15 protein-coding genes are annotated in these 12,278 nt (G+C 45.5%); 6 read left to right on the plus strand and 9 right to left on the minus strand.

Annotated features, from left to right (window positions below):
* Nucleotides 1-15 precede the first annotated feature (15 nt).
* A complete protein-coding gene (locus IM753_RS08475) occupies nt 16-633 on the minus strand; it encodes a thiol:disulfide interchange protein DsbA/DsbL (protein WP_065256838.1) in 618 nt (205 codons plus the stop codon).
* Nucleotides 634-915: 282 nt separating this feature from the next.
* Between IM753_RS08475 and ubiG the strand changes: the two genes are divergently transcribed.
* The 5 genes from ubiG (at nt 916) to IM753_RS08500 (ending at nt 5,862) form a co-directional block, all read left to right on the plus strand.
* Nucleotides 916-1,686 carry a bifunctional 2-polyprenyl-6-hydroxyphenol methylase/3-demethylubiquinol 3-O-methyltransferase UbiG gene (gene ubiG, locus IM753_RS08480; protein WP_065256839.1) on the plus strand — a complete coding sequence of 257 codons (771 nt, stop codon included), beginning with the start codon at nt 916-918 and terminating at the stop codon, nt 1,684-1,686.
* 1 nt (nt 1,687) lies between these two features.
* On the plus strand, nt 1,688-2,368 hold the full coding sequence (gene gph / locus IM753_RS08485; RefSeq protein ID WP_194109088.1) for a phosphoglycolate phosphatase: 681 nt from the start codon (nt 1,688-1,690) through the stop codon (nt 2,366-2,368).
* Nucleotides 2,369-2,665: 297 nt separating this feature from the next.
* Nucleotides 2,666-3,424 carry a YciK family oxidoreductase gene (locus IM753_RS08490; RefSeq protein WP_194109089.1) on the plus strand — a complete coding sequence of 253 codons (759 nt, stop codon included), beginning with the start codon at nt 2,666-2,668 and terminating at the stop codon, nt 3,422-3,424.
* Nucleotides 3,425-3,680: 256 nt separating this feature from the next.
* Nucleotides 3,681-5,006, plus strand: a complete 1,326-nt coding sequence (locus tag IM753_RS08495) for a hemolysin family protein (RefSeq protein WP_065256842.1) — start codon at nt 3,681-3,683, stop codon at nt 5,004-5,006.
* A gap of 133 nt (nt 5,007-5,139) precedes the next feature.
* Nucleotides 5,140-5,862 (plus strand): nitroreductase family protein, encoded by a 723-nt coding sequence (locus tag IM753_RS08500; RefSeq protein WP_065256843.1) that lies wholly within the window; start codon nt 5,140-5,142, stop codon nt 5,860-5,862.
* A gap of 39 nt (nt 5,863-5,901) precedes the next feature.
* On the opposite strand, the gene IM753_RS08505 is transcribed toward IM753_RS08500, so the two are convergent.
* The 5 genes from IM753_RS08505 to IM753_RS08525 form a co-directional block, all read right to left on the minus strand.
* Nucleotides 5,902-6,114 (minus strand): hypothetical protein, encoded by a 213-nt coding sequence (locus IM753_RS08505; RefSeq protein ID WP_065256844.1) that lies wholly within the window; start codon nt 6,112-6,114, stop codon nt 5,902-5,904.
* Nucleotides 6,115-6,528: 414 nt separating this feature from the next.
* Complete coding sequence (locus tag IM753_RS08510) at nt 6,529-6,993, minus strand: hemerythrin domain-containing protein (RefSeq protein ID WP_065256845.1); 465 nt, start codon at nt 6,991-6,993, stop codon at nt 6,529-6,531.
* 117 nt (nt 6,994-7,110) lie between these two features.
* Entirely contained in the window at nt 7,111-7,569 is a 459-nt protein-coding gene (locus tag IM753_RS08515; RefSeq protein WP_194109090.1) for a hypothetical protein, read from the minus strand.
* A gap of 167 nt (nt 7,570-7,736) precedes the next feature.
* Entirely contained in the window at nt 7,737-7,877 is a 141-nt protein-coding gene (gene ykgO / locus IM753_RS08520; RefSeq protein WP_029103571.1) for a type B 50S ribosomal protein L36, read from the minus strand.
* 137 nt (nt 7,878-8,014) lie between these two features.
* Complete coding sequence (locus IM753_RS08525; protein ID WP_064602132.1) at nt 8,015-8,398, minus strand: helix-turn-helix domain-containing protein; 384 nt, start codon at nt 8,396-8,398, stop codon at nt 8,015-8,017.
* A gap of 169 nt (nt 8,399-8,567) precedes the next feature.
* Between IM753_RS08525 and IM753_RS08530 the strand changes: the two genes are divergently transcribed.
* Entirely contained in the window at nt 8,568-8,924 is a 357-nt protein-coding gene (locus tag IM753_RS08530) for a hypothetical protein (protein WP_065256847.1), read from the plus strand.
* 54 nt (nt 8,925-8,978) lie between these two features.
* Here IM753_RS08530 and fabF read toward each other — a convergent pair whose 3' ends face one another.
* From fabF to hisA, 3 genes are all read right to left on the minus strand, one after another.
* Nucleotides 8,979-10,292, minus strand: a complete 1,314-nt coding sequence (gene fabF / locus IM753_RS08535; RefSeq protein ID WP_065256848.1) for a beta-ketoacyl-ACP synthase II — start codon at nt 10,290-10,292, stop codon at nt 8,979-8,981.
* Nucleotides 10,293-10,686: 394 nt separating this feature from the next.
* On the minus strand, nt 10,687-11,469 hold the full coding sequence (hisF, locus tag IM753_RS08540) for an imidazole glycerol phosphate synthase subunit HisF (protein ID WP_065254939.1): 783 nt from the start codon (nt 11,467-11,469) through the stop codon (nt 10,687-10,689).
* A complete protein-coding gene (gene hisA / locus IM753_RS08545; protein ID WP_194109091.1) occupies nt 11,463-12,197 on the minus strand; it encodes a 1-(5-phosphoribosyl)-5-[(5-phosphoribosylamino)methylideneamino]imidazole-4-carboxamide isomerase in 735 nt (244 codons plus the stop codon). Before hisA ends, hisF begins: the two co-directional genes overlap by 7 nt.
* Between the last annotated feature and the right edge of the window lie 81 nt (nt 12,198-12,278).

Consider the following 12,278-nt stretch of genomic DNA (forward strand, 5'->3'; position numbering starts at 1 on the left):
GCATGAGTGAGCTGATTATTTTTTCTCTTCACGCACTTTATTGATAAGAAAATCAACCACTTGGGTAACCTTGGCACCATCGCCTGCAACCACATATTTGCCATGTACGACAACGGCAGGCACGCCCGTGAGCTGATAGTTTTTCGCCCCTGCTTTTGAGCGTTCTAGTTTGGTGGTAACGGCAAATGAGTCGTAAGTGGTGTTAAACTTGGTTTTGTCCACGCCTTGGGTGGCATACCAGTCGGCAAGGGTTTCTTTAGATCTGTCCACACGTTTGCCGTCTTTGTGGATGGCGTCAAATAGAGCTTGGTGGGTTTTTTCTTCATAACCCATAATTTGGGCGGCATAAAAACCACGGGCAGGCACTTCCCACACAGGGTTCATGGCGGCAGGCGTGCGGAAAAACGCCACGTCTTTGGCACGGGTTTTTGCCCATTTTTGCATGTGTGGCTCTAAGGTATAACAGTGGGGACAACCATACCAAAAGAACTCACGCACCACGATGACATCACCAGCGATTTTCTCAGGGTTGGGCAGGACTTTGTAGTCTTGACCTTCAACAAAATTGGCATGAGCCATGCCAGATAGACCGACCGCCAATGCAAGGGCGGTGAATTTAAGGGCGTTTTTCATAAGAAATCCTAGATTGGCACAGTGCCAACAAATCGTTTTGGTAAAACCAAATATGGGTAAATAAAAATATCGCATAGTTTAACTTATTTTTGCCAAAATTGGGTAATAGAATTCTTAATCAAGCGTTGTATTATGTAAATTTTTATGAAATCTGCCTAAAATTTAAGCATTCTTAAATAGACAATACAAAATTTGCCAAAATCTGCACGAAAAGCAAGGGAAAAAGTGGTTAAAAACCGCCAAAAATGGTAAGATAAGTCAATTTATCATTTGGGATAGCTCATGACTGCACACACCACCCACAATGCCGACTTTGACGAAATTGGCAAATTTACCCGCCTTGCTGATGAGTGGTGGGACAGACAAGGGGCATTTAAGTCCTTGCACGACATCAATCCCTTACGCCTTGACTGGATAGAAGACCAAACGTGTACCTTTTTTGGTTCAAAATTAAATGGCAAAAAGGTGCTGGACGTGGGCTGTGGCGGCGGTATTTTGTCGCATTCTATGGCGGTGCGTGGGGCGGACGTGTTGGGCGTGGATTTGGGGGAGCAAAACCTGCAAGCAGGGCAGATTCATGCTGAGCGGACAGGCATGACCGACACGCTCGCCTTTCGCTGTGTGGCGATAGAAGAGCTTGCCAAAGAGCAGGCAGGAACGTATGACGTGGTAACGTGCATGGAAATGCTAGAACACGTCCCTGACCCGTCTGCGATTGTGCGTGCGTGCTTTGCCTTGTTAAAGCCCGATGGCGTGTTTGTAACGTCCACCATTAACCGTAACCCTAAATCCTACCTGTTTGCCATCGTGGGGGCAGAATATGTCCTACGCCTTGTGGATAAAGGCACGCACGATTTTAACAAATTCATCACGCCTGCCGAGCTTGATGACATGGCTATCAAGGCAGGATTTGCTCGTGATAACATGACGGGGCTACATTATAACCCTCTAACCAAGCGGTTTTGGCTATCCGATAGCAATGTGGACGTCAACTACATGATGTCTTTTACCAAAGGCAGTGGCAAGGGTCAAAGCCCAAAGGCGGTGGGCTGATATGACAAAGCTAAAAGCGGTTTTATTTGACTTAGATGGCACGCTCATTGACACCGCCCCTGATTTTATCCGCATCATCAAACTCATGTGTGCCAAGCACAATCACCCTTGCCCCACTGATACCGCCATTCGTGAGCAGGTCTCGGCAGGGGCTAGGGCAATGGTGCGTTTGATGTTTGGCGATGAGCTGGCAAACATGGCGGACACGGACGAGCGAATGCTTGCCTATCGTCAAGAGTTTTTGGATTTGTACGAGCAGGACATTTGTGTGGACAGTCGACTGTTTGACGGTTTGGACGTTTTGCTTGATGCCCTAGAAAATAAAGGCGTGGCGTGGGGCATTGTTACCAATAAACCCCGATATTTGGCAGAACAGCTCCTTGATAAATTAGACCTTGCCAAGCGTTGTGCGGTGTTGGTTTGCCCTGATGATGTGGCAAATACCAAGCCCGACCCCGAGCCGATGTTTTTGGCGTGTCAAAAGCTAGACATTGACCCACAAAATTGTATTTATGTGGGCGACCACATCAGAGACATACAGGCAGGGCGAGCGTCTGGCATGATGACAGTGGCGGTGGGGTTTGGTTATATCGTTCCTGATGAAAATCCCCATGAGTGGGGGGCGGATAAGGTGGTGGATACGCCTGATGAATTGGGGCGGTTGGTGCTGGGGTTGGTTTAAGCCATTGCCAATTTTAAAATGTTTTAATTTAACCGCTTTTTAATTTTTCATTGATAAAATAAGTACGCCCTTAGGGTGTGTAATACACCCCCTTTAAAGAAGAAATATACCTGACGAACCTAATATTTGCCACAGGCTTGTAGGGGCGTGTTGAACACGCCCGTTGGTAAAACTAGCATGGTTGGGCGTGCAGAGCCAGCCCCTACGGTGGTGTATTTTGAAGTTAAGCAAGTATAAAATTATTTAAATTTAACCATATTTTAATTTTCCCTTAATAAAATAAATCAGTACCCAACCATGACAACACCAAACATTTTAAATTATACCCCTACCAACGACAGCCTAGCCGACAAAATTATCCTAGTAACAGGGGCAGGAGACGGCATTGGCAAGGTAGCAAGCCTAACCTATGCCAAATGTGGGGCGACTGTACTTCTGCTTGGCAAAACGCAGTCCAAGCTAGAAGCGGTCTATGATGAGATAGAGAGCTTGGGACTTGCCACGCCCGCCATTTTGCCCATGGACTTAGAAAAGGCGAGCTTTGCCCAGATGAATGAGCTTGCGACCCTGATTCAAAAAGAGTTTGGGCGACTAGACGGCGTGCTACATAATGCAGGCGTGCTTGGGGCATTGACACCTTTGGAGATGTATGACCCCATTACCTTTGAGCAGGTCATACACGTCAATGCCACAGCCGTGTTTATGCTCACCCAAGCTCTGTTTCCACTACTGATGTCCGCCCCCAGTGGTTCGGTGGTGTTTACAAGCTCTGGCGTGGCAAAAGTACGACCCTTTTGGGGGGCGTATGCCTTATCCAAACAGATGATAGAAGGCATGAGTACCATTTTTACCGAAGAGACCAAAAACCACACTGCTTTGCGGTTTAACTGTATCAACCCAGGGGCGACTCGCACCAACATGAGAGCCCACGCCTTTCCAGGGGAGAATCCTTTGACCCTAAAAACACCCGAAGACATCATGCCTGCCTATGTGTATCTCATGACCGACATGGCAAGCGGAATAAAAGGGCAAGTAATACATTGCCAACCCAAATAACATCAGGGCGAGCGTTCGCCCTTTTTTGTGGGCGTACGTCTTTGTACTTGAAATTTAAACGAAAATTGATAAACTATAAAAATACCCAAATCCTAATCTTATAATCATTTAGCTTTAAAATACACCCATTGGCAGTAAGGTGCGTATCACGCACCAATAAGATTTTCTACTCAAAAGGTGCGTGGTACGCACCCTACCATACGACTTATAAGGTTGAGAGCAGGGTAAATTATGACAAAACATTTTGAGCATTCACATGGATTTATTACAACATTTATTTTTGATCGCCATATTGATATTGGTGTCAAGTTTTTTTTCAATTTCTGAAATTGCCTTGGCAGGGGCAAGAAAATTGAAATTAAAACTCATCTCCGAAGGGGGCGACAATCGTGCCGACAAAATCATGGATTTGCAAGAAAATTCGGCGGACTTTTTTGCGACAAGTCAAATCGGTCTAAACGCCGTTGCTATTCTTGGCGGTTCGGTGGGGGAAGGGGCGTTGCGTCCTTATTTTGCCCAGTTTATCGGACAGTTTTATCAAGGGCAATGGACAGAGAGCATCGCCTTTTTTACGAGCTTTGCGGTGGTAACGCTGATTTTTATCCTATATGCTGATTTGATTCCCAAACGCATTGCGATGATAAACCCCGAAAAGGTCGCCCTAGCGGTCATCAATCCCATGCTCGTGGTCATCAAGGTGGTCAAACCGCTTGTGTGGGTTATCAATGGCATTGCCAACGCCACGTTTCGCCTGTTCAAAATCAATACCGTGCGAGAAGAGAGCATTACCTTTGATGACGTTTCCGCCATTATGGATGCAGGGGCAGAAGCAGGTGTGGTGCTGCAACAAGAACAGCATTTTATTGAAAATGTCTTTGAGCTAGAAGAGCGTACTGTGCCGTCATCGATGACCGTGCGTGAAGATGTGGTGTATTTTACCTTGGGCGAGTCCGAAGAGTCCATGCGACAAAAGATAGCCGAGTTTCCGTATTCCAAATTTTTGGTGTGCAATGAGACCATTGACCAAGTCATCGGCTATGTCGACACCAAGGACATTTTGGTAAGACTGCTCAACAACCAATCTTTTGTACAGCTTAACGAATCTACCATTCGTAACGTGCTGATTATCCCTGATACGCTCACTTTGTCCGAACTTTTGGATAAATTTCGTGCCAGTAAAGAAAAATTTGCGGTCGTCATCAACGAATATGCGTGGGTGGTCGGGGTCATCACATTGTCCGACATCATGATGACGGTCATGGGAGACTGGGGGTCGCCCATTGAAGAAGAACAGCAGATTATCCGCCGTGATGAAAATTCTTGGCTTATTGACGGTAGCACGCCCATTGATGATGTCAAGCACGCCCTTGATGTGGTGGAGTTTGAAGATTGGGATCATTATGAGACGTTGGCGGGCTTTATCATGTATCGCTTGCGAAAGATTCCACGCCCTGCCGATTTTGTGGTGCATGAAAATCTAAAATTTGAAGTGGTGGACATTGACCATTATAAGATTGACCAAGTGCTGGTAACTCGTCTGCCAAGTGATGTCGAAGAAGTGGCGGATAGGGACTGGATGTAGGGCGATATGCATTTTTGAAGATGTTTAAAAAGTATTAGGGCGGAATAATTCGCCCTTTTTTATGCAAAAATGCCAAATCATCACCGCATCAACCATGCTATAATATTTATTTCACATCCAACAGACTTAGATTATGAGCCTATCTGACATCTTGCACCATCGCCGTGCCGTGCGTGAGTACTTACCCACGCCGATTGACCCCAACATCGTCAAGGACTGCCTAGCCCTTGCCACACTTGCCCCGACCAGCTCTAATATGCAACTGTACGAGTGCTATCACATCACCGATAAAGCCACACTCGCCACACTCGCCAAAGCCTGCCTATCCCAAAGCTCTGCCACGACCGCCGACCAAATGGTGGTGTTCGTGATACGCCCTGATTTGCACAGACAGCGTGCCACATCGGTATTTGCCTTTGAGCGTGAAAACGTGCGTACATATAGCCCTGCTCATAAGGTGGACAGACGCATTAAGAAGTTTGACCATTATTATAATCGGCTCATGCCCCTGCTCTACACCCAAGATGTGCCACTGGTGGGGACGGCAAGAAAGGGCGTGGCGTGTGCCATCTCAAAGGTTCGCCCCATGCAAAAGGACGTCTCAAAAGATGACATTCGCATCGTCATGCACAAAAGTTGTGGGCTGGTCGCTCAGACGTTCATGCTTGCCATGAGTGAGCGTGGGCTTGATACTTGTCCCATGGAGGGCTTTGACGGGGCGATGATAAAGACCCTGCTTAGACTGCCTGCCACCGCCGAGATTAACATGGTGGTGTCGTGCGGTCTGCGTAGCGAGCAGGGTGTATGGGGCGAGCGGTTTCGTGTGCCGTTTAATGAAGTGTATCGGCAGATTTAACGCTTTGCAAGGTTGTTTGGCAACTCAATAAGTCCAGCACTAGACGGATAAAGCCATGTCTATGTGATTGCCAAAGACGGCAGGCACTTGGATAAATAGGGAATTGGCATACAGATAATCTTCCCCACTTTCATCGATGATTCGCACCATGCCCAACTGCTCTGCGGTTGGGTCGTCTAGCTGTTTGTAAAGTTTCATGGCTTCCAAACTGGCAGGGTAGTCTTTATTATTAATGCACAACAACCATTTCATGATAGTAACCTTTTGATTTTATAGTGAATTCTATTCAAAACACAACAAAGGTTTTTTCGTTCGTGGTGAGCTTGTCGAACCATGATAAGGAAAAACCGTTACCCTTCGACAAGCTCAGGGCGAACGGTTTTTTGTATGGTTTTGATATGAATTGAGTATATACTCAACCGCACCAATGCCATGATATTCGTACCAATGGATTTCGGCTTCATAGACTTCGTTGTTTATTTTGACAAGGCAAAAGCCCTTGCATTTTTTCCAATTAGTTCCGCCATAGGTCGTTTTAGGCGGTTAATGTCTCTGATAGCACCCATTTTGGCAAAGCAATCTTTACCAGTAATGGGTGGTATGATGTCAAAATTCATGGGTTATTTTACCATTTTTAAAGCGGTTTGGGTCTGCATTGTAAAACAATCACTCCCCATGCTTATCTTCAAATGCCTGATGTTCGGCTTGATATAACTTGCCCAGTCGCTCTTGGGTGGGTTTGTCAAGCAGTTTTCTGGCTTCTTTAAAAAACTCATTTTCTTCTTCTTTTAAATGGTGCAAGGTCTCATCAATAAGCTCTTGTGCTGTCTTAAAAAACCGCTCGTCCCCTGTTCGTCCATCGGACAGCACCGCCATCATCTCGTCCATCTCATGATGTTCAGCAATGGCGTGGCGAGAGAGTTCTAACCCGTCATCAAATGCCATCACAGGCACATACAGATGACGCTCTTCGGCGGCGGCGTGGGCTTCTAGCTCATTTTTTAGGGGAATAAAAGCACTTTCGGCTTTGGGGCGGTCTTGTTGGCTAATGGCACGTTGAAAATCTTGGCACAGTTTACGCTGAATGTCGTGATGATGAATGAGTGTGCTAAAAATGTCTGACTGGCTCATGGCTTGTCGCTCCTTGTGGTTGGTGTGTTGGTTATTTTAGTTGGTGTTAAAGTCCAATTTGAAAATTAAATTTAATGTTAAAAAGGCATGAGTTGCCCCATGCCTTTAATCCATCTATTAATACACAAAATCCTTAATATCACGAATGACAAAGTGGTTCGGCTGACCTTGTGCAGGGATAGCCCCGATGACCGTTGCCCCGATGACCTTTTTAAAGCGGTCAATTTTCTCTTGGGTTAGGTCGGCAGGATTGGCACGCCCGATATACACCTTACCATCGGCGGTGTGAAAGTAGAGCATGGCGTATTCTTTGCCTTGCACTGTCTTGCGCTCGGTGGTGAAATTGGTGATGTTGGTTAGTACGGTCGGCTTTTTGAGTTCGCCAACGGCTTGGGATAGAGCGTTGTTAAATGCCCCTTGCAAGCCGCCAAGCTCAGAGACGTCAATATTGACCGTTTGTCCGCCTTGTGTGGTGCTATATACGTTGGGCGTTGCGTTGTTGGTGCCGGTGGTGCTCACGCAGGCACTTAGGGCAAAGGTAGTTAGAGCTAACAAAGATAAGGCTTTGATTTTCATAATATTTTCCTAATAAAGGGAGTGTAGTATAAACACGATTATCATAACAAAATAACCCGCCCTTGACAACGCAAGCCCGCCCATCTGTACAAAACAGCGACATTTTAACATAAGTAATTACAAAAAAACCGCCCCATAAAGAGCGGTTCGGGAGACATAACACCCAATTATTTGCGTTTTTTACCGCCTTGTACGGCTTTAAAACGGGGATTGGATTTGCAAATGACAAAGGTGCGACCACGACGGCGAACCACTTGGCAATCTTCGTGGCGAGTTTTGGCGGATTTGAGTGATGATAGTACTTGCATGATACTCTCCTGTCAGAGCTGGAATAAATAACCTAGGATAAATAAAATGTTATAATATACCAAAAATAAGCAAAAAACAAGAGAATTGAGAATAATTCTTGTAAATTATCCGTATTAAAGGGGAGTTAAATGGTAAATTAAGATGACTGTAACACCGCAACCATATTTTTTAATAGGGTAATTTGTTCGTCCTTTTGGGTGAGTAGTTCATCTTTGTGGGTAAGGGCTAATTTTAATTTCTCATTTTCCAAAATTAGGGCATTGTCGCTATGATAATAATTGGAGCTGTGTTGGCTATTTTCACTAATTAAGCAAATGCTTTGGCGTTCATCACTGAATAAATCGGTCATGCCAATCCCAAACACCGCCGTAATCTGCTCCAACCTATCAAGGCTTGGGCGACTCTCGCCACGCTCTATCTTGGCATAGCCGTTTTTGGACAGTCCGAGCTGTTCTGCCATGTATTCTTGCGACCACTGTTTTTGCTCTCTAAATTTACGAATGTTGTCATGTAATGGCATGGCTTACTTGTCCTGTATGTATCCCTAAAAGTGGGTTTTTGGTGTTACTTGGGGTTGGTTGTGTAATATTAGGGATAGATTATAATAAGATTGCTAACATTTAGCAAGGGGCTTGTGGCTGTTGCTAGCTGTTTAAAATTATTAGTTGGGGCAAAATAGGAAGTTAAAAATGAACTTTATCGCAAAAACCTTTGGCGGATTGTCGTTGCAGTATTATATCCGCCATTTCTTATTTGGTTGTATTTTTTATGGCTTGATACTTTATATGCTGTTTAGCAAAGGCTTTCAAGCTGGCGATATCATGACTGTGATTATTTTTACGGTCATGCAGTTTCTGTATCCTTATTCAAGATTTGTTTATGAAAGTGTGGTGGATTATGTATTGGGCGACAACCTATTCATGTTTCCTGCTCCGATATACTTATTTTTCAAACTCATGACCATGATGTTGTGTTGGGTGTTTGCTGTTTTTATCGCACCGATTGGATTGGCGTATTTGTATTATTACCATTCCAAAAATTCCTGATATCAAAAATACCAAAATTTAATATTTTGGTATTTTTTTGAAAATAAAAACCCGCTAAGCCCAACGCCCAAATACCAAACTGCCATTCGTCCCGCCAAAGCCAAAGCTGTTAGAGATGGCATAATCCACGCCATTTACTGCCCTTGCCGTGTGGGGAATGTAGTCAAGCGTACAAGCAGGGTCGGGGTTGTCTAGGTTGATGGTGGGGGGCAGGGTTTGGTGTTGTAAGGCAAGCACGGTAAAGATGGCTTCTACCGCCCCTGCCGCCCCAAGCAAATGCCCTGTCATGGACTTGGTGGAGCTGACTAGAATATCCTTGCCAAACAGGCTCTCGATGGCACTGCTCTCCGCCACGTCCCCTGCGGGCGTGCTTGTGCCGTGGGCGTTGATATAGCCAATGTTATCTGCACAGATACCGCCATCGGTCAAGGCGTTTTGCATGGCACGTTTAGCACCATTACCGTCTGTTGGGGGAGCGGTAATGTGGCTTGCGTCATCGCTCATGCCAAAGCCGACCACTTCCGCCAAAATCGTTGCCCCACGAGCCTTGGCATGAGCGAGGCTTTCTAGTACCAATGCCCCTGCACCGTCCCCAAGCACAAAGCCGTCTCTGTCCTTATCAAAGGGGCGAGAGGCTCGGATGGGTTCATCGTTGCGAGTGGATAGGGCGTGCATCGCCCCAAAGCCTGACATGCCAAGCGGTGTGCTTGCCTTCTCGCTACCGCCCACCAATACTGCATCCAAGTCGCCATAGGCGATGAGCCTTGCCCCAAGCCCGATGGCGTGCGTGGACGTGGTGCAAGCGGTCGATGTGGCAAGGTTCGCTCCTTTTAGGTTGTGGCGAATGGCGATGAGTCCTGCAGGCATATTGACGATGGAACCTGGGATAATAAAGGGCGAGACTTTTTTTGCTCCATGTTCACGCAAGGTATCACGGCTGTTTTCAATGGTTTGTACACCGCCAATCCCTGACCCCATGACCACACCAAAACGCTCGCCATCTACATTGACAGGCAAGCTGTCACCCTTGACACATGTTATCAGGCCAGCATGGTATAAGGCCTGAGCGGAGGCAATTTGGGCGTAGTGTATGAATTCATCAAATCGGCGAATCTCTTTTGGGTTCAAAAATTCTTTGGCATTAAAATCCTTAACCAATCCTGCAATGCGAGAGCGAAATTCACTCATCTCACAGCCATCAAAATCAGGTATGGCACGAATACCGCTCACGCCGTTTGTCAAGTTTGCCCAAATGGTGTCCAAATCATTGCCCACAGGGGTAATCGCCCCCATGCCTGTAACGACCACCCGTTCGTGGTCGGGGCGTGCGTGGTGTGGGGTTTTGGCAGGGCGTGCTAATGAAGTCATGGCATCTTCCTAAAAATTTTGTTACAAATTGGCTTAGGGCGTGTTGAATATTGGTATTTGCAATGAAAAATAGGAAAAATCGCCCGTTTTTCAAGGAAAAAACGTAGGCTGATAGTCATTCTATCAGACAAGTTTTTGACGCAGAAAAACAATCCGACCACTTAACCATATAAGTTTTTAAGATTTTAACTTAACTTTTTAAATTAAGTGGTCGGATAGCCATTTTTCATGCAAAAATTGATTAAAATTGTCAAATTTTCATCTTATTTTTATAAAAATGTTATCAATGTTCAACACGCCCTATTCTAGCACGTTTTTACAAAATTTAAAGTTTACATTTGTATATTTTTAAAAATTGATAAAAAAGGGCGAAAATACGCCCCTTTTATTGCCATCAAACAGGACGCACCGCAATGCCCTTATCTTTCAAATACGCCTTTAACTCACCCACGTCAATCATGCCCTTATGGAACACGCTTGCCGCCAATGCCCCATCAATGTCAATGTTAAACACGTCATAAAAATGGCTCATCTGCCCTGCTCCGCCTGAGGCGATGAGTGGCACGGTGCAGTGGGCTTTGACAAGGGCAAGCTGAGTCAAATCATAACCTTGTCGTACGCCATCTTGGTTCATCATGTTCAGCACAATCTCTCCTGCCCCACGGGCTTGCACTTCTTTAACCCAATCGATGACTTGCCATTGGGTTTTGCGAGTTTTGGTTTCATCGCCTGTGTATTGATTGACCCAGTAGGTGTCGGTGCTGTCATCGTACCAACTGTCAATGCCCACCACCACCGCTTGCACGCCAAACCGCTCAGCAAGGCGACTGATAAAGTCAGGATTTTCAAGGGCAGGCGAGTTGATTGACACCTTGTCCGCCCCATAATTAAACAGCGTCTCAGCGTCCGTGAGCGTGCGAATGCCCCCCGCCACACAAAAAGGAATGTCAATGACCTGTGCCACCCGCTCCACCCACGATTTGTCCACCGTGCGACCGTCCGATGAAGCAGTAATGTCATAAAACACGAGCTCGTCCACGCCCACATCGGCATAGCGTTTGGCAAGCTCTACAATATCGCCAATGGTCTCATGATTGCGAAATTGCACGCCCTTGACCACTTGCCCGTCCTTGACATCAAGGCAAGCGATGATTCTTTTGGTTAGGCTCGTTAGCATTGTATCGCCCCTTTCAAATCCACCTTGCCTTCTAATAACGCACGCCCCACGATAATGCCAAAAACGTTGGTTTGTTTTATGGCTTTAATGTCATCAAGACTGCCAATTCCGCCTGATGATTGGATATTCAGCGTGGGATATTGCTCGGTTAGGTTTTGATATAATGCCACATTACTGCCTGATAATGTGCCGTCTTTACTAATATCGGTGCAAAGAATATGGCTAAGACTGACTTCTAGATATTCATCAATAATCGCTTCTAATAATACACCACTATTTTCTTGCCAACCGCTAATGGCAATAAAATTTTGATTATCAATGATATTCACATCAAGTGCCAAAACAAATTTATCAGCACCGTATTTTTTAAACCAATCCTTTACGGTGTCTTTTTGTTTGATTGCCATTGAGCCAATTACCACTCGCTTTGCCCCAATATCAAATAAGGCTTTTATTTCATCTTCGCTTCTAATACCGCCCCCCACTTGCACTTCGGCATTGGTAGATTTAATGATTTGTTCAATCAGGGTAATTTGGCGTTTGTTCGGGTCTTTTGCCCCTGTCAAATCCACAAGGTGCAAATAACTTGCCCCATCACTCACATATTCGGCAAATTTATCAATGGGATTATATGTATAAGTGGTTTGTTTGCCATAATCGCCTTGGTGCAAGCGCACCACTTGCCCATCAATTAAATCAAGGGCAGGGATAATGATTGGTGTTGTCATAAAATTTTCCTAATTTTTGAAATATTAGTTTGTTTTAAAAAGTATGCTATAAGGAAAACCGTTCGTGGTGAGCCTGTCGAA

The sequence above is a fragment of the Moraxella sp. K127 genome, assembly GCF_015223095.1.
Taxonomy (GTDB): domain Bacteria; phylum Pseudomonadota; class Gammaproteobacteria; order Pseudomonadales; family Moraxellaceae; genus Moraxella.